Raw genomic sequence first — 20,313 nt, 5'->3', positions numbered from 1 at the left:
CAATGAAAAAAATATTAGTCTTATTAATTTTAGTTGTTTCTTGTAAATCTACAACTAAAAAGGATTTTGATTTTGAAACTGTTTTTGAAAAATCTCAAGGATTAGAAACTGCTACTTACCAACAAACGATTCAGTATTACAAAGATTTAGCTTTAGCCTATACTTCAATATCTATCGACTCTATTGGCAGTACGGATTCCGGAAAACCATTGCATTTAATCACTTTAAATCCAGACGGAAACTTCAATTTTGAAAGTATTAGAAATGATAAGCGAATTTTATTAATCAATAACGGAATACATCCAGGAGAATCTGATGGTATTGATGCCACTATGATGCTATTTAGAGATATTGCTTCTGGTAAAATTGAAGCACCTAAACATACTGTATTAGTCACAATTCCTATTTATAATGTTGGAGGTAGTTTAAATCGAAACACGTCTACAAGAACAAACCAAAATGGCCCTAAAGCTTATGGGTTTAGAGGTAACGCTAGAAACTTTGATTTAAACAGAGATTTTATTAAAAGTGACACCAAAAATGCTAAGACCTTTGCTCAAATTTTCCACTTGGTAAAGCCTGATGTTTTTATAGACAATCACGTAAGTAATGGCGCAGACTACCAATATACTTTAACGCATTTATTTACGCAACACAATAAGCTTGGTGGTACTTTAGGTAATTATTTACATACCAAAATGCAACCTAACTTAGAAGCTAAGTTAGCAAATAAACAATGGGACATTACACCATATGTTAACGTGTTTAATAAAGTTCCAGAAGCTGGATTTAGTCAATTTATGGATAGTCCAAGATATTCTACGGGTTACACTACTTTGTTTAACACCTTAGGTATGATGGTTGAGACACACATGCTTAAACCATACAAACAACGTGTAGAAGGCACCTTTGAGTTAATGAAATCCATGATTGAAATTATAGAAGAAGACCATGAACAAATTAAATCCTTACGTCAAAACTACAACCAACAACTTATTGCAAAAAAGACTTACCCATTGCAATGGGAAATAGATACCACACAAACCACAACCTTAAATTTTAAAGGTTTTGACGGTAATATGATACCTAGTAACATTACAGATGCAGACCGTTTAAAGTTTGACAGAAGCAAGCCTTTTACAAAGCAAATTACCTATCAAAATTATTTTAAACCTAGTTTAGAAATTAGCATACCACAAGCCTATATCATTCCTCAAGGATGGTGGAATGTCATTGAGCTTTTAAAATTAAATGAGGTGGAGATGACACCACTAACCAAAGACTCTACTTTAACGGTTCAATCTTATAAAATTGACAACTATCAAACAAGGTCGCAAGCTTATGAAGGACATTACCAGCATTTTAATACAAGTATAAAAGTTTCGGAAGACGCCATAACATTTAAAAAAGGAGATTTCATTATTAAAACTAATCAAGAGGCTTTTAGATACTTAATCGAAACTTTAGAACCGCAAGCTCCTGATTCATTTTTTAACTGGAATTTTTTCGATACAATACTGCAACAAAAGGAAGGGTTTTCGCCTTATGTTTGGGAAGATAAAGCCGAATTAATTTTAAGACAAGACCCAAAATTAAGAATCAATTTTAATCTTAAAAAATCTTACGATAAAGACTTTGCTTCAAATTGGTACGCTCAGCTTGACTGGCTTCATAAACAGAGTGTTAATTACGAAAAATCACATTTACAATATCCTGTTTATAGACTAAAATAATGCCTGAAAAATAATTTTTATTGTTGATTATTGGATAAATTTTTATATTACATTTACTTAAAATTTCAAGTAAATAAAAATGAATCCACAAGACATTGAAAATATAGAATTAGCATATCTAACTTTAGATGATTATCAAGAGTTAAAAGAAGCTATGCAAGAGGCATACAAATCTATGCCTAATCTATATTGGAGAGAAAATCAAATTAAAACTTTAATTGACAAGTTTCCGGAAGGACAAGTTGTTATTAAAATTAACAATCAAATCGCTGGTTGTGCTTTGTCTATAATAGTTGATTATGACAGGATTGAAGCAGAGCATACCTACGAGGATATTACTGGCAACTATACTTTTAATACACACACAAAATCTGGTGATGTATTATATGGTATTGACGTATTTATTAAACCAAAATTTAGAGGTTTACGTTTAGGTAGACGTTTATATGATTACAGAAAAGAGTTGTGTGAAAAACTTAACTTAAGAGGTATTGTTTTTGGCGGTCGTATTCCTAATTTTCATAATTACCAAAACGAAATGACACCTAAGGAGTACATGGATAAGGTAAAAAGAAAAGAAATTCATGACTCAGTTTTAAATTTTCAAATCTCAAACGACTTTCACCCACTAAGAGTTTTAAAAGGCTATTTAGAAGGTGATAAAGATTCTGGTGAGTTTGCTGTACTATTAGAATGGGATAATATTTATTACCAAAAACCATCTAAAAAAGCAGCTACCAAGAAAAAAGTTGTGCGATTAGGTCTTATACAGTGGCAAATGCGTTTGTATAAAGATTTAGAAGAATTAATGCAACAAGCAGAATACTTTGTTGACGCAGTGTCTGGATATAGATCTGACTTTGCATTATTTCCAGAGTTTTTTAATGCGCCTTTAATGGCAGATAACAACCATTTACCAGAGTCTGAAGCAATTAGAGAACTAGCCAAACACACAGAGGAAATCGTTCAGAAATTTTCAGAATTAGCTATATCATACAACATCAACATCATTACAGGAAGTTTTCCAGAAATGAAAGGAGATTTACTGTATAATGTAGGCTATTTATGTAGACGTGATGGTACTTTAGAACGTTATGAAAAACTTCATGTTACTCCTGACGAAGCTAAAGTTTGGGGAATGCAAGGTGGTACTAAATTGGAGGCTTTTGATACCGACTGTGGTAAAATAGGAATTTTGATATGTTACGATTCTGAGTTTCCAGAGTTAAGTAGACTTTTAGCAGACGAAGGTATGGACATCCTATTTGTTCCGTTTTTAACAGACACACAAAATGGATACTCTAGAGTACGCAATTGTGCGCAAGCAAGAGCGATAGAAAACGAATGCTATGTAGCTATCGCAGGAAGCGTAGGTAATTTACCTAAAGTGCATAACATGGACATCCAATATGCACAATCCATGGTATTTACACCATGTGATTTTGCCTTTCCAGCAAATGGAATAAAAGCAGAAGCAACAACCAACACAGAGATGATATTAATTGCAGATGTTGACATAGATTTACTACGCGAACTTAACCAGTTTGGTAGCGTTAGAAACCTAAGAGACAGACGTAAAGACATTTTTAGCTTAACTAAAAAATAAGCCTAAATTATTTATTAAAAATTTAATTAAACTGGTTTTACAAAATGTAAAACCAGTTTAAAAATAATATAACTTTACATAAATTTATATCGCGATCTTCGCATAAAATGAACAAATACATTGTTGTCAATCAACCAGAAAAATGGCATTTTTCGATTGAGAATATTACGGTAATTTCATCGCAAGATTATCTTACCAATCCTAAATTTTCGCTTTTAAAAAAAGCAAGAATATTTAATCTTTGCAAAGATTATAGTTACCAATCCAAAGGTTACTACGTCTCGCTTTTAGCCGAAGCTAGAGGTCATTTAGCCATTCCAACAGTAAGAAACATTGTAGATTTAAAAACACTTAAACTAGTCAAAATAGTTTCCGACGAGTTTGACGATGTTATACAACAAAGCCTAAAAAGCATTAAGTCTAGAGAGTTTACTTTAAGTATATACTTTGGTCAAAATGTGGCACAAAAATATAAAGAGCTAAGTAGTTTGTTTTACAAACATTTTCAAGTTCCTTTTTTACGCGTAAATTTTCATCATAATAATAAATGGAACATACAAAGTATTAAAGCTATTTCAGAATCAGAAATCCCTAGTGATCATCTTGAAAGTGTCAACATTTTTGCTAATCAGTATTTTGCTAAAAAACGTTACGATACACCTAAACTAACAACATCAGTTTTTGACTTAGCTATTTTGGTCAACCCAAACGATCCTGCTCCTCCTAGCAATACAAAAGCTTTAAAAAAGTTTATAGATATTGCTGAAAAGATGAATATTTATGCTGAAATTATAGAGCCTAAAGATTTAAGTCGCTTGTCTTCTTTTGACGCTTTATTTATAAGACAAAGTACAGAGGTTAACAATGAAGCATATGCATTTGCACGTAAAGCACAGCAAGAAGGTATCGCTATTATTGATTACCCAGAAGCAATTTTAAAATGCTGCAACAAAGTGTACATGGCAGAAGCGCTAAACAATGCTCATATTGCGACTCCAAAAACAGTAATTGTCCACAAGGAAAACAGAGCCTTAGTCCTAGAACAAGTTGGTTTACCTTGTGTATTAAAAGCACCAGATAGCACGTTTTCATTTGGAGTAAAAAAGGCTAAAACAGCTAAAGAATATGACACCTTGGTAACAGATATGCTAAAAGAGTCCGATTTAATTATTGCACAAGAGTTTTGTCCTTCAGATTATGATTGGCGCATAGGCATTATCGACGATGTCCCATTTTATGCTTGTAAATATTATATGGCTAAAGGACATTGGCAAATCTATAACTGGAATGCTGACAAAAAAAATGATCAAGATGGTGACGCTGATTGCCTGCCTATAGAAGACGTCCCAAAGGATGTAATTACTATGGCAATAAAATCTGCAAAACTAATGGGTAAAGGCTTGTATGGTATTGACATAAAAGTGGTCAATAACAAACCAATGGTTATTGAAATAAATGACAATCCAAATATTGACTATGGCGTAGAGGATGCCTATTATGGCGATTTAGTTTACACTAAAATACTACAGGCTTTAAAAACTAGATTAGAATAATTATGTCTAAAAAATATCACTTATTTGAAGTTTACGGAATAGAGCTAGAATATATGTTAGTAAACACTAACAGCTTTAAAGTTGCTCCTATTGTTGATGTATTACTTACTAAAAAAAATGGTAAAATAACTTCTGATATCGAAAACGGATCTATCGCTTGGAGCAATGAATTGGTTGGACATGTTGTTGAAATTAAAACGAATGGACCAACTAATGATTTAAATAATCTTGCAGAAGCATTTCATCAAAACATCATAGAAATAAATGGTTTATTAAAACCTTTAAACACAAAACTACTACCTACAGCGTCTCATCCTACGATGAATCCTTTAAAGGATACACAACTATGGAAACATAGTTATAGTGAAGTTTACGAGTTGTACAACAGGATTTTTGATTGTAAAGGTCATGGTTGGAGTAATGTGCAAAGCACACACATTAACCTACCCTTTTATGATGATAAAGAGTTTGAAAAATTACATGCTGCCATCAGGATAATATTACCCTTAATTCCTGGTCTATGTGCAAGTTCGCCTATTTTAGATGGTAAAATTACTGGATTTAAAGACACTAGATTAGAATATTATAAAACCAATCAAAAAGAAATTCCAGAAATGACTGGACTGGTTATACCAGAGCGTGTTTTTACAAAAGCGGATTACTACGCTACCATTTTTGAACCCATAAAACAAGTCATTAAAAAGTATGACACAAACAATATTTTAGATCATCATTTTTTAAATAGTCGTGGTGCAATTGCAAGGTTTGACCGAAATGCTATAGAAATTAGACTAGTGGACATTCAAGAGTGTCCAAAAGCTGACATTGCTATTTGCGCATTAATAATTGAAGTCTTAAAGCTTTTAGTTAATGAAGATACAACACGTCTTAAAAAGCAAAAAAAATGGTTAAAGCAGGATTTGTTTTCTATTTTAAACGCAGTAATTAAAGATGGTGAAGTATATAATATCTCTAACTTAGACTACCTTGAGTTATTTGGAATAAAGCAAGCTTCTAGTGTTAAAAACGTGTGGCAACAACTATACATATTAGTAAAAGAAAATATTTCTAAGGACTATAAAAACGCATTAGAAGTCATTTTTAATCATGGTACGCTATCAACCAGAATTGTTAACGCGTTGAATCACGATGTTTCGGTTAAAAATATTGAATTGGTTTATAAACAATTAGCAACATGTTTGGAGGAAAACAAAATGTTTATTCCTATAAATTAAAATGAAATTAGTCATTACTTGTGAGCATGGTGGCAATACTATTCCTTTAGAATATAAACCTTATTTTTTAGATACTTCAGTTTTAGAAACACACAAAGGTTATGACTTAGGTGCATTGGGTGTATTTAATTATTTAAAGCCTATTGCGGATTATTCAAACTTTAGTACAACAAGTCGTTTATTAATAGAATTAAATAGGTCTACTAATAATAAAAATTTGTTTTCAGTATACACAAAAACATTGACAACAAAACAAAAACAAAGCCTAATTAACACGTATTATAATGACTACAGGCAAGCTGTAACAAAGTATATAGCATCAATTATAAACAACAATTTAAGCGTCGTACATCTCTCTATTCATTCTTTTACACCAGTTTTAAACAATGCTATAAGAGACTGTGACATTGGTCTTTTATATGATTCTAGAAGGATTCAAGAAAAGCAATATGCAATGCAAGTAAAAAAAAATATTTTAGCTTTAAATCCAGAGTATCGTGTCAGATTTAATTATCCCTATTTAGGAAAAGCCGATGGCTTTACAACTGCATTAAGACAACAATTTAAAAACAATTATGTAGGCATTGAGGTAGAAATAAATCAGTCTTTTGCTATAGGTAATAAAATGCCAGAAAAGCTAAAACATGTTTTAAAGCAAAGCATTATTAATTTTTAAACATAAAAAAAACCGTTACAATTTGTAACGGTTTTTTTATTATCTAATGTAATTGGTTATTTTCTAACCATTATCTTTTTAGTAAGTTGTCTTACTTCCGAGTTTAACTTAAGGATATAAAAACCTGCTGCTAAATCTGAGGTATTAATAGTATTACTATTATTAGATAGCTTACCTGTAAGTATTAATTTACCATTAACATCAATCATAGCGTAGTTAAGGACTTCATTTTTAAGTAAATCCACGTTAATATTTAATTGTGTTACAACTGGATTAGGGAACAATCTAATATCTGCAGATAATTGTGCTTCAATAGCTTGATTACCTTTTACCTGATCAACAGTTATGCTACTATTTCTGTCTGTAGACCCAGTTACAATCACCATTAATGGACTACCAACAGTATCAAGATCTGCGCATATTTGGTTGTTTTCAATTAAGTCTAAAACATCAAAAGCAGTTGATGTACCCAATACTAAATCGTTTAAATCTAATGTCTCTGGATCAAAAGCTAAAGTATGTACTGTGTAAAAACCTCCCATTTCTGGAATATCTAATACTAAGTTTTCACTAAATCCAACAATTGTTAAATCATCTCCTTTAGTAATTACTGTTGCTAAGCTATAGCCATCAGGTAAAATAGCATCGTTATTTAAATTGACTGTTACAGTAGACGCAACACCAGGAATAATTATAGCTAATCCGCTAGATATCGTTGAAGTTCCTGCAAATGTAGCTTGACAAGCTAATACATCAACTAAAGTAAAGTTAATGGATTGCGTATCACATTGTGTACCTGAAGCATTATCCTCTGAAAATAATTGAGTTACTATTTGGTAAGAACCTGCTTCTAAATCCCAAGCAGCTGCTGTAGGATAAGAATATGGTAATGTGTTATCTGTTATTACAACAGAAGCACCTGTCGTTACATTAGTAATTGTAGTAGAAACACTTTGAGAAGCTCCTGTAATTAAAGTTGCTACTGCAAATCCTGTTGGTAAATCTGTAACATTATATGTTTGACCTTCAGTGATTGTTAAATCATCAGTTCCGTTTGAGAATGCAAACGCATCAATCGTACCACAAGGCTCTTCACAATTAATTGTAAATGTTACACAAGTGTTATCACATGCTGTTCCATTAGCATAGTTTTCTTGAAAAATACTAGCGCATATTCTAAATGTACCGCAACCATGTGACCAAACTGAATTAGTTGCACCTGGATAAGTGTATGGAATTGCATTTTCTGTTTTAGTAAATACCTCTCCAGTATCTAAGTTAGTTAAAGTAAAAAATGCACTTTCTAAATCTCCAGAGGTTAATAAGTTGATATTAAAATCTGTTGGAAGACTATCTAGATCATAATTTGCTTCATCTACAATCGCTACAGTTGCGTCAGCAAAATTTGAAAACTCATATCCTACAATTTGACTACACGTTGTTTCATCAATTGTAAAATAGATAACCTCTTCATCACATAAAGTCCCTTGAAAATAATTGTTTTCAAATATTTTTCCTATTAATTTAAAGTCTCCTGTTCCGTAACACCATGCTGCATTTCCTCCTGGAATTGTATAAGGTGTATAGTTTTCACCAACATTAAACGTTTGACCAGTTGTTAGGTTTACTAATATTAAATTAGCACTTTCCGACGCACCATCAACCAATAAGTCAACATAAAAGTTATTTGGTAGGGCATCTAATGCATAAGTTTCATTATTTGTTATTGTCACATCTTGAGATCCATTTGTAAACTGAAATCCAGAAATTTCTCCACATGTTTCCTCTGGCTGACAAGTAATAGTAAATCTAATAGTTTCACTGTCGCAATATGTCCCACAGCTATCGTATTTGTACAATTTAGCTTTAACTTCAAAATTACCACAACCATAGTTCCATGCGCCATTTCCTCCTGGAAAAGTATAAGGCAAATGATTTTCGTTTACGTTATAACATTGTCCAGTGTCTAAATTTCTAACATAAAATTTAGCACTTTGTGAGTAACCACTAACTAATAAGTTAACGTAAAAGTTATTTGGAAGATCGTTTATGTAATAAGATTGGTTATGACTAATTGCTGTAGTAGTCGTTCCGTTAGAGAATTCAAAGCCAGCAATAGAACCACAATAGGTGTCTTCTAAGGCAAATGATTGAAAAGAAAAAGTCATTGCTAATAAGACTAGCATTGCTTTAAAATTAACCAATCGGTTAAGTAATTTTGTATACATACTGTGAGGGTTTTAAATTAATTACATTTACAAGTGCGAAAATAATTAACTGAATTCTCCTACAGTAAAATATTGGCTAAAGTGTATAAAATTAACCATTAAAAGATAAAATGCTAAATACCTAGGACAAAACACACTACTGTGTTTTATTTATAAAAAAATATGGTTTTAAAATAATAATTTAATATTGGCATAAGATTTTTTTAAAGCTTCAGATGCAGCCTCCTGATCCAACCATTCTACTTTTGTTATTCCTTCGTTTAATTGCGGAAATAAATTACCTTCAAATGAAGAATGCATTTCAAACCAATACGTAATTTTAAGTTTAGACTTACCATTTCGTTTAAAAATGTGATAAGTAATAGGTAACGGTTTTATAATTTTTAATTTGGATACACCAGTTTCTTCAGCGACTTCTCTAATCGCTGTTTCTTCTATAGTTTCCCTTTTTTCTGTTTTACCTTTTGGCAAATCCCATTTATCATTTCTGTATATAAAAAGTATTTCACCTTTATCATTAAAGACTTTACCACCTCCTGCAACTACATTAGGTAATTTTTTCTTAAAGGATTTTAATAATTTATCGTCACTATGTCCAATTAATCTAACAGAATTTATCGATTTTTTGGACAGCGTATGAAGTACTAAATCCAGATCCACATCCTTAAGTAAAAAGTTTTTAAAATCAGTTTCTTTTTCCACCTTAGTAGTCAAAAAGATAGGCTTATCGTTTACAAAAATGCATTGCATAAAAAATAGTAGCTAGTTATAAATAGGTAAAAATATTAAAATTAATGACATTGAGACTTTATGCTAATTTATTTTAAAATTAATTTTAAGTAAAATTAAATAAATCTGTACTTTTGCCATATGATTTTTAACAAGCAAACTGCCAGACAAACAGCACAAGTTTTATTACAAATAAATGCAATAAAACTACAACCTAGCAATCCATTTACTTGGGCTTCAGGTTGGAAATCGCCAATCTATTGTGACAATCGTGTTGTACTATCCTATCCTCCAATAAGAAATTATATTAGAGAGGAAATGAGTAAATTTATTGAAGAACATTACGGAAAACCAGATGTTATTGCAGGTGTTGCAACAGGAGCTATTGGGATTGGGATGTTAGTGGCTGAATATTTAGGACTACCTTTTATATATGTTAGACCAGAAGCTAAAGGACATGGTCGTAAAAACCAAATAGAAGGTCATATAGAAAGTGGTCAAAATGTCGTCGTTGTTGAAGATTTAATTAGTACCGGAAAAAGCAGCCTTAATGCTGTCAAAGCGTTAAAAGAAGCTAATGTAAATGTAAAAGGAATGATTGCAATATTTTCTTATGGGTTTGACGTAGCAAAAGAAAATTTTGAAAAAGAAAATATCACTTTACACACCTTAAGTAATTACGAAAGTTTACTAACGGAAGCTGCATCTAGCAACTATATCTCTGAAAAAGAAATTGAGACATTAGGTCGTTGGAATGCCAATCCAAGCGTTTGGAACGTTAATTGATATTAAATTAATAGCAACACTATAAAATACTATTAATTTTAAATAACTTAAATACAAATATGAAACTAGAAAGCCCTAAAGTAACTTTAGATAAATCTCCAGAAGAGACCTTTAATTTTTTAAGCGATGTCAAAAACTTTAAAAACTTAATGCCTGAAAACATAAGTAAATTTGAAGTTTTAGGTGAAGACAAATTTTTATTTGCACTTAAAGGAATGCCAGAAATTGTATTAAAAAAGAAAGAAATGACACCAAATAGCAAAATTGTTTTAGGTGCAGCTGGTGGAAAAATAGATTTTTCGTTAACAGGAAATATCACTGAAGTTGAAGCTAATAAAAGTGAAGTACAATTAACTTTTGAAGGCGAATTTAATGCCATGATGGCTATGATGATAAAAGGACCTATCAATAAATTTATTGAAACCTTAGCTACCAACATGCCTCAAGCAATTAATACAATAGCTTAATCGTTTTTAAATCATAGGTTTTTAAAACTTGATCTTCTATTAAGACCTCAAGTAAACCATGCTTCGAAACACCTTTTATAATACCAGAAAACAAACCTTCGGCAGTTTTAAATGTTGAAGGTTTTTCTTTTCTAAATAAATAAGATTCGTATTGCGATTTTATACTATTAGTATCCTTAACTAAAAGGTCTAATTGTATTTCTAGCTGTTTTAGGATTAGATGTAGTATTTCATCTAAATCATAATTAACTCCTGTTACACTTTTTAAAGAGCTTGCTTGAGGTAAACCATTAAAATCTAACTGATTTACATTTAGTCCAATACCAATTATTGAAGATTCAATAACGCTTTGTTTTATGACATTTTCAATCAAAACACCACACACTTTTTGATTAGCTGACAAAATGTCGTTAGGCCATTTTATGCTTAATTTCGGAATATTTAACTGCTCTAATGCTTTAATAATAGCCAAAGCTACAGACATGCTAATATAAAATTGAGACTCAAACGGAAACAAATTTAATTTTTTATAAACACTAAACGTTAGGTTTTTAAAGGGTTGAGATTGCCAATGTGTACCCATTTGACCACGACCATTTGTTTGATGACTAGTCACAATTGTTGTAAAATCTTGCACTGGACTGTCCAAACTAAGATTGCGAAGAAACCTATTTGTAGAATCGGTGGCATTAAGTTTGATTATACGCATATTAAATAATTATCTTCGTATTGTAAAATCTTATGATTTTTTTAGAGTATAAAGAACTTAAAAATAATAACTTTGCACAAATTTAAATTAAATTAATGGCGAAACAACAACCAAATATTGATGCCCTAATCGCTACAGTGATAGAAGGTATTGAAGATGTAAAAGGAAAAGAAATAAATATTCTTGATTTAAGAGAAATTGAAAATACGGTTTGTGACTACTTCGTAATTTGCGAAGGTACTTCTAACACTCAAGTAAACGCTATTGTTAATTCCATACAAAAAAAAGTTAGTAAAACACTTAAGGATAAGCCTTGGCATATAGAAGGAGAAGATAATGCTGAGTGGATACTTATGGATTATGTTAACGTTGTGGTACACGTTTTTCAAAAACATATTAGAGAATATTACGATATAGAAAGTCTTTGGGGTGATGCTAAAGTTACTGTTATCGAAACAAACTATTAAACACATTACATGGCAGATAAAAATAAAAAAGCAGCACCTAAAAAACCTAAATTTAGTCCATACTGGATTTATGGAGGAATTATAATTTTCTTTATTGCTCTTCAAATTTTTGGAAGTAGTGCTGGTACAGAAAATAAAACCTCGCCTTCACAGTTTTTTGAATTTTTAAAAGAAGGTGATGTAGAAAAGGTAGATATTGTAAACGAAACAACAGCTAAAATCTATTTAAGAAAAGAAGCTGAAAGTAAGGAAGTGCACAAAAAATCTAAACCTACTTCTATTTTTCCATCAACAACAAAAATGCCAAATTACTCATTTCAATTTGGAGACTTAGCGTTGTTTCAGGAATCAATCGAGAATATCAACAAGGATTTAGACCAAGATAAAAAAGCACAAGTAACCTTTACAATAGAGAGCAATCCTTGGGGAGAATTACTTTTTAGCTTACTTCCATTTATCCTATTAATTGGTGTTTGGATTTTTATCATGCGTCGTATGTCGTCTGGAGGTGGTGGAGGTGCTGGTGGACAGATTTTTAATATTGGAAAATCTAAAGCTAAGCTATTTGACGAAAACTCTGAAGTTAAGACAACCTTTAAAGATGTAGCTGGATTAGAAGGTGCAAAAGAAGAAGTTCAAGAAATTGTAGACTTTCTTAAAAACCCTTCAAAATACACAAACTTAGGTGGTAAAATACCAAAAGGAGCCTTATTAGTAGGACCTCCAGGAACAGGTAAAACATTATTAGCAAAAGCAGTTGCAGGAGAAGCAAAAGTACCTTTCTTCTCATTATCTGGATCTGACTTTGTCGAAATGTTTGTTGGTGTTGGTGCGTCTAGAGTAAGAGACCTTTTTAAACAAGCTAAAGAAAAATCTCCAGCAATAATATTTATTGACGAGATTGATGCTATTGGTAGAGCTAGAGGTAAAAACGCAATGTCTGGAAGTAACGACGAGCGTGAAAACACACTTAACCAACTATTAACAGAAATGGATGGTTTTGGTACAAATACAAATGTAATTGTATTAGCTGCCACTAACAGAGCAGATATATTAGACAACGCATTAATGCGTGCAGGTAGATTTGACAGACAAATACATGTTGATTTACCTAACCTAACAGAGCGTAAAGCAATTTTTGAAGTTCACCTTAAACCACTTAAAAAGGCAGAAGGATTAGATATTGAATTTTTATCAAAACAAACACCTGGATTTTCTGGTGCTGACATTGCTAATTTATGTAATGAAGCAGCTTTAATTGCTGCAAGAAAAGATAAAAAAGCAGTTGAAAAACAAGACTTTTTAGACGCAGTTGATCGTATTGTAGGAGGTTTAGAAAAACGAAGCAATTTATTCTCTGTAGAAGAGAAAAAGACCATTGCTTATCACGAAGCTGGACACGCAACAGTAAGTTGGTTTTTAGAACACGCAGATCCATTAGTAAAAGTAACTATTGTACCTAGAGGTCGTAGTTTAGGAGCTGCATGGTACCTTCCTCAAGAAGCTTACATTACCAGAACAAGCAAGTTTTTAGACGAGATTTGTGTTACAATGGGTGGACGTGCTGCCGAGAAAATAATCTTTGATCAAATTTCTACTGGAGCTTTAAGTGACCTAGAAAACGTAACCAAAAAAGCTAAAGCTATGGTTATGATATATGGATTAAATGAAAAGGTTGGTAACATTACATTTTATGATCCAGCAGGAGAAAATGGCTTTGTTAAACCATATAGTGAAAAGACTGCAGAGTTAATAGATAACGAAATTAAAAATATCGTTGAAACTGAATTCCAAAGAGCTTTAACACTATTAGAATCTAAAAAAGATGTTCTTAAAAAATTAGCAGAAAGACTAATTGAAAGAGAAGTTATTTTTAAAGATGACCTTGAAGAAATCCTTGGTAAACGCCCATTTGATAACCATGAAACTAAACTTGTTATTGAAGAAGCAACAACCAACAACGAAGAGGAATAGTATATAAAACACAAATAAGTATTAAAAATCTTAGATTATCTCGTTTGATAGTCTAAGATTTTTTATATTTGATATTCCCATTAACGTAATTCTGATTATAGCAAAGTGTAAATGAGCCTTTTTAGAAAATTATTTAGTTCTAAATCTCAAGTAGAAAAGGAGGATCTAAAGTCCGACGACAGAGGCAAATATATGCCTAAAGAAGAGTTACCTATTGACGAAAGTTTTACTATAAACTTTAAAGAAAATGGTGGTAAATTCCTGTATTGTGACTCTTTAGACGAAGTTTACGACAACTTAAACAATATAATACTAGAAAATAACTGGGAAGATCATTCTGCTTATTTTTATGACAATAACTTGAAAGATAAATTTAAATCTTCTCAACTTAAAATCAGTGACAAACTATCAGAATGCACTTATTTTATAACCACTTGTGAAAACCTAATAGCTAATGATGGCTCTTTATTGGTTAGCTCTAACCAGCTAGCTGAAAAAAAACTTAACGAATTCCCTAATAACGTTATAGTATTTGCAACTACAAGCCAAATAATATCAAACATAGGCGAAGGATTAAGAGAAATAAAGCATAAGAATAGTGTAAAAATACCCACTAACATCACAACTATTAAACATTTTAAGCTACAAGAGGAAAAAGACTTTTTATCTTACGGAAGCAGTACAAAAAACTTATATTTGCTGCTTTTAGAAGACCTTTAGTTTTATGAACGAAACCCTTACAAGAGCGCTATCAGGATTCTTATACGTAAGTTTACTTGTTGCATCATTATTAAACCAGCACGCATTTATCGTGTTGTTTTTTGTGTTTGGGCTAATTTGTTTAATAGAGTTTTGTAAACTTATACAGCTTAAAAGCGTCGCACCTTATATAATATTTACAATTCTATATTTTGTATTTGGCTATTGGCAATTTGTAATGAACTCTAACAAAGGACTAGATGAAGCCACGCAAATATTACAAGTACTTACCATTTTTGTGCAATTAATTTTAATAAAGGATTTATTTTCCGAAAAGAAAATTCCGCTATTTAGCTCAAAACGTTTTATAATTACCACCTTTTATTTAACTAGTGGTTTTGTGTTTTTAGTATTAATAGCTAACCACAAAGGATCGTTTACACCAGAGTACATTTTAGGATCCTTTATATTGGTTTGGATTAACGATACCTTTGCTTATTTGGTTGGTAAAAACTTTGGAAAACAAAAACTGTTTCCAAGTATATCACCTAAAAAAACGGTTGAAGGCTTTTTAGGCGGACTATTTTTCGCTTCAATTGCCAGCTATTTTATTCATATATTTACAGAAACTTTGACCTTTACTAATTGGTTAATTTTAAGCATTATAATTAGTGTATTTGGCACACTTGGAGACTTAATAGAATCCAAATTTAAACGCCAAGCAAACGTAAAGGACAGTGGTGTAATCATGCCAGGACATGGAGGTTTAATGGACCGTTTTGACAGTATGATTTTTGCAGCTCCTTTTATTTATTTATTTCTAAGAATTTTAAAATATGTTTCATAAAGAAGGCTTTAAAATAATTGCAATCACTTTTCTATTAGTGGCAATTTTAGCGGTTGTTGTTGATAAATTTGTAGCATTACAATGGTTACAATATTTACTATTTTTCACGCTTTTTGTTTTTCTATTTCTTATTCTACAGTTTTTTAGAAACCCAAAAAGATTAACCGTATTAAATGACAACACAGTCGTTTCTCCTGTTGATGGAAAAGTAGTTGTTATTGAAGAAGTCTTTGAACCTGAATATTTTAAAGAAAAACGCTTACAAGTAAGTGTATTTATGTCTCCAATTAACGTGCATGTTACACGCTACCCTATTGGTGGACAAGTAGCTTATAGCAAGTATCATCCAGGAAAATACCTTGTAGCTTGGCATCCAAAAGCTAGCACAGAAAACGAACGTACAACAGTAGTGGTAGATAACCCATTATACGGTAAAGTTTTATATAGACAAATTGCTGGAGCATTAGCTAAGCGAATTGTAAATTATGCTAAAGAAGGAGACGCTGCTAACCAAGGAGAAGACTCTGGGTTTATTAAATTTGGTTCGAGAGTAGATTTATTTTTACCTTTGAACACTAACATTAAGGTTGCCTTAAACCAAAAAGTAAAAGGAGGCGAAAGTATTATTGCCGAAATTTAATAGTATGACTACAGAGGAATTAAATAAAACTTTTGAAGATGCTGTGGACCGCATTAACGCACATACAGAACCTTTCCCTGCAGATTTCTTGCTTCGATTGTACGCTTATTACAAAAAAGCTACTAACAACTACGAAAGACCTAGTAGCAAAAAGCCTATAATTAACGCTTTTAAAACAAATGCTCTTTTTCAAATTAAAGATATTACTACTGACGAAGCTAAAGAAACCTATATAGAGTTAGTCAACAATTACTTTTTATACCGAAAATAAAATAGATATGCCTTCTTCCTTTGAGAGCATATTACTACCTAGTTTTATATCTGGAATAGTTTTTATTATTGCCAGTGTGATTACACTTATTTATCCTCCTAAAAAAATTAATTGGTATTATGGTTATCGCACAGATTTATCCATGAAAAATCAAAATAGTTGGGATTTTGCACAAAAGTACTCCTCTGTACAATTAATTATAGCTGGCTGTTTAATTATGACATTTAGCTGTATTGGTTTAGTCATACAGTTTAGTAAAATGGCACGTATTAGTATTAGTTTAATACTAATTTTTAGTGCCATTCTATTTATGTGGTTAAAAACCGAACGTGCTTTAAAAGCTAAGTTTAATTAATTTGCTAAAACAAACTCAAGCGGTTTCCCTGTAGCTCCATTTGGAAAGCTAATCCCTAACAACGCAGACATTGTTGGTGCTATGTCAGGAATATTAGTATGTTGCATTGTGCTTCCTGTTTTTATTCCTTTTCCAAAAAACAGTAATGGAATATGCGTATCATAGTTTAAAGCAGATCCATGTGTAGATCCCGTTTTACTATAACTTATTACTGCTGGATCTAGAACAAATAAGACATCTCCAGAACGTTTTTGATTAAATCCATTTTGCAACAAGCTTTCAACACCTCCAGAAAACTCGGTAGTAGTCATACTAGTTGCTGTATAAGCTTTTGAAATATGAGGATAGTCTATTATTGTATTTACAATTTCTTGTTGCACACTAGCTAAATTTAAACCATAGCTTTTAATCAATGCTCTATCCAAAAATATTTGGTTATTACTTATGTTTTTAATTAAATTTTCCACTTTATAATTTAAAATGGTAGTTTCATTTAAGTTAGTTTTAAACGCATCTGTATCAAAATATCCTGAAGGAATTTTTACTGACTCTAGATAAGCAGGTACCTCAACAGCTCCATGATCTGACGATAAAAACAAGGTGTAATTACCCTCTCCAACTTTTGCATCTAATGCTTCTAAGATGCGCTGTATATCTTTATCTAACCTAATGTAAGTATCTTCTACTTCTTTACTATTAACACCAAAATTATGTCCTACGTAATCTGTACTAGAAAAACTAACGGTTAGCACATCTGTAATATTATCTTTACCTAACTGTTCACCATCAATAGCTGCAATTGCAAAATCTGCTACAATACTGTTTCCGTAAGGTGTTGCTTTAATAATGTCATAACCTCTATTCTCTTTACTTAAAGCCTTTAAATCATAAGGAAACGTTGCTGTGTCTTTTCCTTTAAAACCGCCTTCAAAAGCATTTAAATCGCTTCCACTTTCAGTATACGTATTTATGTCATATAATGTATTCCACTCCTTTAAATAACTTTCAGCAGCAGCTGTATTATTAAAATCTTGTACCCAACTAGGTAACGTATTTAAATAAAAAGTACTAGTTATAAAACGACCTTCATCTGCACCATGAAACCAATAAGCAGCATTTGCTGTATGTCCTGCTGGCAAGATGGCACCTCTATCCTTTACCGAAATCCCAATAGTTTTACCTTTCATTTGCGTAAATAATCTGTTTTCGTCCGCAAAAGTTGTGGTTTTAAGTCTATGTGGAGACATTTGACCTGCATTATTTAAAGTCCCTACAGGCTGTACCAAAGTATCACCTGCACAGTAAACATAACTATCAGATACTTTGTCATACCAATTATTAGAAATAATACCGTGAGTTTTTGGCGTAGTACCTGTAAATATTGAAGCATGTCCTGGTCCAGTATAAGTTGGTACGTAATTAAAGTGATTATTTTTACAATTAAAACCGTCGTTTATTAATCGTTTAAATCCACCATCTCCATACTTATTATAAAATCTAGTTAAATAATCGTATCTCATCTGGTCTACTACAATTCCAACCACTAACTTTGGTTGCGAATTTAACTTAGTACTGTTTGATGTTATAGTGCTTTTTTGTGACTGGCAACTAAGAAGAAAACAAATAATAAATAACGATAGAATAGCTCTCATTGTGACAAATTTAATTTTGAATCCCAAAAATACAGCTTTTAAAACATCTAATTTGAAATTAACATTAAATACCTGCTATAATTTTATATTTTAGCAGTAACAAATAACTAATGAATTACCTACACTATATTGGAACCTACTTTTTAATGGTTGTCGAAATGTTTCGAAAGCCCACAAAGTGGTCTGTAATGAAAAAATTAATACTTAAAGATATAGACGATTTAATTATCGGATCTTTAGGTATCGTTGCCTTTATATCATTTTTTGTTGGTGGTGTTGTTACCATACAAACTGCTTTAAATATTGACAACCCATTAATCCCAAAAAACTTAGTTGGATTTGCAACTAGACAATCTATTATTTTAGAGTTTGCACCAACTTTTATGTCCATAATTATGGCTGGTAAAGTAGGCTCTTTTATTACTTCTAGCATTGGTACAATGCGTGTGACAGAGCAAATTGATGCTTTAGAAGTTATGGGAATAAACAGTTTAAACTATTTAGTGTTTCCTAAATTTATAGCATTAACACTGTATCCTTTTGTAATTTCAATATCCATGTTTTTAGGCATCATGGGTGGATTAGCTGCTTGTGTTTATGGTGGTTACGCTACAATGCCAGATTATATTGAAGGAATACAACTTGATTTTAAGCCTTTTCATATGGCTTATGCCTTTATTAAAACATTACTATTTGCCTTTATATTAGCCACAGTACCATCATACCATGGATATTACATGAAAGGTGGCGCATTGGAAGTTGGTAAAGCTAGTACAACCTCTTTTGTTTGGACTAGTGTCATGATTATCCTTTTAAACTATATATTAACTCAACTCCTGCTAAGTCAATGATAGAAGTAAAAAATCTACACAAATCGTTTGGAGATGCGCATATTTTAAAAGGCGTTACTACTACTTTTGAAAAAGGAAAAACTAACCTTATTATTGGGCAAAGTGGTTCTGGTAAAACCGTATTTTTAAAATGCCTTTTAGGTCTTTTTGATTACGAAGAAGGTAGTATTGCATACGATGGTAAAATCTTTGCTAAATTAAGCGAAGACGAAAAACGTGATATTAGAGCTGATATTGGTATGGTGTTTCAAGGAAGCGCGTTGTTTGACTCTATGACTATTGCCGAAAACGTTATGTTTCCTCTAAAAATGTTTACCAAACAAAGTAAAAGCGAAATGGAAGATCGTGTAAACTTTGTTTTAAAAAGAGTTAATCTTGGAGATGCACATAATAAAAAACCAAGTGAAGCCTCTGGAGGTATGCAAAAACGTGTTGCAATTGCACGTGCGATTGTAAATAAGCCAAAATATTTATTTTGTGACGAACCTAATTCTGGGTTAGATCCAAAAACATCGATTGTTATTGACGACTTAATTAAAGAAATCACTGAAGAATATCAGATTACAACTGTAATTAACTCGCATGACATGAACTCAGTTATGCAAATTGGAGAAAAAATTATTTTTCTTAAAAATGGTTTAAAAGAATGGGAAGGGTCTCGATACGACATTTTTAAAACAGATAATGAAGCGGTTACAGACTTTGTATACTCTTCAGAATTGTTTAAAAAAGTACGTCAAATGTACCTAGAGGAACGTAGTTAAACACTCTATTATTTAAAGTCAAACTAACTTCTCCGAAAAATATATTTTCAACTAAATTAATAGCTAAACTT

20 protein-coding genes are annotated in these 20,313 nt (G+C 31.6%); 16 read left to right on the top strand and 4 right to left on the bottom strand.

The annotated features are described in order from the left end of the window. Positions 1–2 precede the first annotated feature (2 nt). The 5 genes from B2989_RS00305 (at position 3) to B2989_RS00285 (ending at position 6,803) form a co-directional block, all read left to right on the top strand. The gene (locus B2989_RS00305; RefSeq protein WP_292942428.1) at positions 3–1,733 is read left to right on the top strand and encodes a M14 family metallopeptidase; all 1,731 of its coding nucleotides are present in this window, start codon (positions 3–5) and stop codon (positions 1,731–1,733) included. Between the two features lie 79 nt (positions 1,734–1,812). Further along, entirely contained in the window at positions 1,813–3,339 is a 1,527-nt protein-coding gene (locus B2989_RS00300; protein ID WP_145000968.1) for a carbon-nitrogen hydrolase family protein, read from the top strand. A 107-nt stretch (positions 3,340–3,446) separates the two neighbouring features. Beyond that, positions 3,447–4,892, top strand: a complete 1,446-nt coding sequence (locus B2989_RS00295) for a RimK family protein (protein ID WP_292942423.1) — start codon at positions 3,447–3,449, stop codon at positions 4,890–4,892. Between the two features lie 2 nt (positions 4,893–4,894). Continuing rightward, on the top strand, positions 4,895–6,127 hold the full coding sequence (locus B2989_RS00290; RefSeq protein ID WP_292942420.1) for a glutamate-cysteine ligase family protein: 1,233 nt from the start codon (positions 4,895–4,897) through the stop codon (positions 6,125–6,127). A gap of 1 nt (position 6,128) precedes the next feature. Further along, the gene (locus B2989_RS00285; RefSeq protein WP_292942417.1) at positions 6,129–6,803 is read left to right on the top strand and encodes an N-formylglutamate amidohydrolase; all 675 of its coding nucleotides are present in this window, start codon (positions 6,129–6,131) and stop codon (positions 6,801–6,803) included. Between the two features lie 56 nt (positions 6,804–6,859). Here B2989_RS00285 and B2989_RS00280 read toward each other — a convergent pair whose 3' ends face one another. Continuing rightward, on the bottom strand, positions 6,860–9,031 hold the full coding sequence (locus B2989_RS00280) for a T9SS type A sorting domain-containing protein (protein WP_292942414.1): 2,172 nt from the start codon (positions 9,029–9,031) through the stop codon (positions 6,860–6,862). A gap of 168 nt (positions 9,032–9,199) precedes the next feature. After that, positions 9,200–9,781, bottom strand: coding sequence for an NUDIX hydrolase (locus tag B2989_RS00275; protein ID WP_145000978.1), 582 nt, complete (start codon positions 9,779–9,781; stop codon positions 9,200–9,202). A gap of 120 nt (positions 9,782–9,901) precedes the next feature. Here B2989_RS00275 and pyrE point away from each other — a divergent pair, with 120 nt between their 5' ends. Together pyrE and B2989_RS00265 are read left to right on the top strand one after the other, a co-directional pair. Continuing rightward, the gene (pyrE, locus tag B2989_RS00270; RefSeq protein ID WP_145000980.1) at positions 9,902–10,546 is read left to right on the top strand and encodes an orotate phosphoribosyltransferase; all 645 of its coding nucleotides are present in this window, start codon (positions 9,902–9,904) and stop codon (positions 10,544–10,546) included. Positions 10,547–10,605: 59 nt separating this feature from the next. Further along, positions 10,606–11,013, top strand: coding sequence for an SRPBCC family protein (locus B2989_RS00265; RefSeq protein ID WP_292942407.1), 408 nt, complete (start codon positions 10,606–10,608; stop codon positions 11,011–11,013). Here the strand turns inward: B2989_RS00265 and B2989_RS00260 are convergent. Beyond that, positions 10,997–11,722, bottom strand: coding sequence for a biotin--[acetyl-CoA-carboxylase] ligase (locus B2989_RS00260; RefSeq protein WP_292942404.1), 726 nt, complete (start codon positions 11,720–11,722; stop codon positions 10,997–10,999). The genes B2989_RS00265 and B2989_RS00260 overlap by 17 nt on opposite strands. Positions 11,723–11,817: 95 nt before the next feature. On the opposite strand from B2989_RS00260, the gene rsfS reads away from it, so the two are divergent. From rsfS to B2989_RS00225, 7 genes are all read left to right on the top strand, one after another. Beyond that, positions 11,818–12,189, top strand: a complete 372-nt coding sequence (rsfS, locus tag B2989_RS00255) for a ribosome silencing factor (RefSeq protein WP_028283834.1) — start codon at positions 11,818–11,820, stop codon at positions 12,187–12,189. A 9-nt stretch (positions 12,190–12,198) separates the two neighbouring features. Then, positions 12,199–14,163, top strand: coding sequence for an ATP-dependent zinc metalloprotease FtsH (ftsH, locus tag B2989_RS00250; protein WP_292942398.1), 1,965 nt, complete (start codon positions 12,199–12,201; stop codon positions 14,161–14,163). A 111-nt stretch (positions 14,164–14,274) separates the two neighbouring features. After that, positions 14,275–14,883, top strand: a complete 609-nt coding sequence (locus tag B2989_RS00245) for an LUD domain-containing protein (RefSeq protein ID WP_145000988.1) — start codon at positions 14,275–14,277, stop codon at positions 14,881–14,883. A 4-nt stretch (positions 14,884–14,887) separates the two neighbouring features. Next, positions 14,888–15,709: a phosphatidate cytidylyltransferase gene (locus tag B2989_RS00240; protein ID WP_145000989.1), complete on the top strand. Its 822-nt coding sequence runs from the start codon at positions 14,888–14,890 to the stop codon at positions 15,707–15,709. Then, on the top strand, positions 15,699–16,349 hold the full coding sequence (locus B2989_RS00235) for a phosphatidylserine decarboxylase family protein (RefSeq protein WP_292942392.1): 651 nt from the start codon (positions 15,699–15,701) through the stop codon (positions 16,347–16,349). Before B2989_RS00240 ends, B2989_RS00235 begins: the two co-directional genes overlap by 11 nt. Before the next feature lie 4 nt (positions 16,350–16,353). After that, a complete protein-coding gene (locus B2989_RS00230; protein WP_145000992.1) occupies positions 16,354–16,620 on the top strand; it encodes an acyl-CoA-binding protein in 267 nt (88 codons plus the stop codon). Positions 16,621–16,627: 7 nt separating this feature from the next. Next, positions 16,628–16,975 (top strand): SdpI family protein, encoded by a 348-nt coding sequence (locus B2989_RS00225; RefSeq protein WP_292942389.1) that lies wholly within the window; start codon positions 16,628–16,630, stop codon positions 16,973–16,975. Here the strand turns inward: B2989_RS00225 and pafA are convergent. Continuing rightward, positions 16,972–18,627 carry an alkaline phosphatase PafA gene (gene pafA / locus B2989_RS00220; RefSeq protein ID WP_292942386.1) on the bottom strand — a complete coding sequence of 552 codons (1,656 nt, stop codon included), beginning with the start codon at positions 18,625–18,627 and terminating at the stop codon, positions 16,972–16,974. The two genes, B2989_RS00225 and pafA, sit on opposite strands and share 4 nt — an antisense overlap. Before the next feature lie 110 nt (positions 18,628–18,737). On the opposite strand from pafA, the gene B2989_RS00215 reads away from it, so the two are divergent. Both B2989_RS00215 and B2989_RS00210 read left to right on the top strand, forming a co-directional pair. After that, positions 18,738–19,478 (top strand): MlaE family ABC transporter permease, encoded by a 741-nt coding sequence (locus tag B2989_RS00215; RefSeq protein ID WP_028283826.1) that lies wholly within the window; start codon positions 18,738–18,740, stop codon positions 19,476–19,478. Continuing rightward, on the top strand, positions 19,475–20,242 hold the full coding sequence (locus B2989_RS00210; RefSeq protein ID WP_292942382.1) for an ABC transporter ATP-binding protein: 768 nt from the start codon (positions 19,475–19,477) through the stop codon (positions 20,240–20,242). The genes B2989_RS00215 and B2989_RS00210 overlap by 4 nt, the downstream gene beginning before the upstream one ends. The last annotated feature ends 71 nt before the right edge of the window (positions 20,243–20,313 follow it).

The sequence above is a fragment of the Olleya sp. UBA1516 genome (genome assembly GCF_002323495.1).
GTDB lineage: Bacteria > Bacteroidota > Bacteroidia > Flavobacteriales > Flavobacteriaceae > Olleya.
The sequence above is the reverse complement of the archived record's forward strand: the minus strand, read 5'-3'. Positions and strand labels throughout refer to the sequence as shown.

Excerpts from the sequence above, each read along its gene's own strand:
- B2989_RS00305 (WP_292942428.1), top strand. The coding sequence starts at position 3 with ATGAAAAAAATATTAGTCTTATTAATTTTAGTTGTTTCTTGTAAATCT.
- B2989_RS00300 (WP_145000968.1), top strand. The coding sequence starts at position 1,813 with ATGAATCCACAAGACATTGAAAATATAGAATTAGCATATCTAACTTTA.
- B2989_RS00295 (WP_292942423.1), top strand. The coding sequence starts at position 3,447 with ATGAACAAATACATTGTTGTCAATCAACCAGAAAAATGGCATTTTTCG.
- B2989_RS00290 (WP_292942420.1), top strand. The coding sequence starts at position 4,895 with ATGTCTAAAAAATATCACTTATTTGAAGTTTACGGAATAGAGCTAGAA.
- B2989_RS00285 (WP_292942417.1), top strand. The coding sequence starts at position 6,129 with ATGAAATTAGTCATTACTTGTGAGCATGGTGGCAATACTATTCCTTTA.
- B2989_RS00280 (WP_292942414.1), bottom strand. The coding sequence starts at position 9,031 with ATGTATACAAAATTACTTAACCGATTGGTTAATTTTAAAGCAATGCTA.
- B2989_RS00275 (WP_145000978.1), bottom strand. The coding sequence starts at position 9,781 with ATGCAATGCATTTTTGTAAACGATAAGCCTATCTTTTTGACTACTAAG.
- pyrE (WP_145000980.1), top strand. The coding sequence starts at position 9,902 with ATGATTTTTAACAAGCAAACTGCCAGACAAACAGCACAAGTTTTATTA.
- B2989_RS00265 (WP_292942407.1), top strand. The coding sequence starts at position 10,606 with ATGAAACTAGAAAGCCCTAAAGTAACTTTAGATAAATCTCCAGAAGAG.
- B2989_RS00260 (WP_292942404.1), bottom strand. The coding sequence starts at position 11,722 with ATGCGTATAATCAAACTTAATGCCACCGATTCTACAAATAGGTTTCTT.
- rsfS (WP_028283834.1), top strand. The coding sequence starts at position 11,818 with ATGGCGAAACAACAACCAAATATTGATGCCCTAATCGCTACAGTGATA.
- ftsH (WP_292942398.1), top strand. The coding sequence starts at position 12,199 with ATGGCAGATAAAAATAAAAAAGCAGCACCTAAAAAACCTAAATTTAGT.
- B2989_RS00245 (WP_145000988.1), top strand. The coding sequence starts at position 14,275 with ATGAGCCTTTTTAGAAAATTATTTAGTTCTAAATCTCAAGTAGAAAAG.
- B2989_RS00240 (WP_145000989.1), top strand. The coding sequence starts at position 14,888 with ATGAACGAAACCCTTACAAGAGCGCTATCAGGATTCTTATACGTAAGT.
- B2989_RS00235 (WP_292942392.1), top strand. The coding sequence starts at position 15,699 with ATGTTTCATAAAGAAGGCTTTAAAATAATTGCAATCACTTTTCTATTA.
- B2989_RS00230 (WP_145000992.1), top strand. The coding sequence starts at position 16,354 with ATGACTACAGAGGAATTAAATAAAACTTTTGAAGATGCTGTGGACCGC.
- B2989_RS00225 (WP_292942389.1), top strand. The coding sequence starts at position 16,628 with ATGCCTTCTTCCTTTGAGAGCATATTACTACCTAGTTTTATATCTGGA.
- pafA (WP_292942386.1), bottom strand. The coding sequence starts at position 18,627 with ATGAGAGCTATTCTATCGTTATTTATTATTTGTTTTCTTCTTAGTTGC.
- B2989_RS00215 (WP_028283826.1), top strand. The coding sequence starts at position 18,738 with ATGAATTACCTACACTATATTGGAACCTACTTTTTAATGGTTGTCGAA.
- B2989_RS00210 (WP_292942382.1), top strand. The coding sequence starts at position 19,475 with ATGATAGAAGTAAAAAATCTACACAAATCGTTTGGAGATGCGCATATT.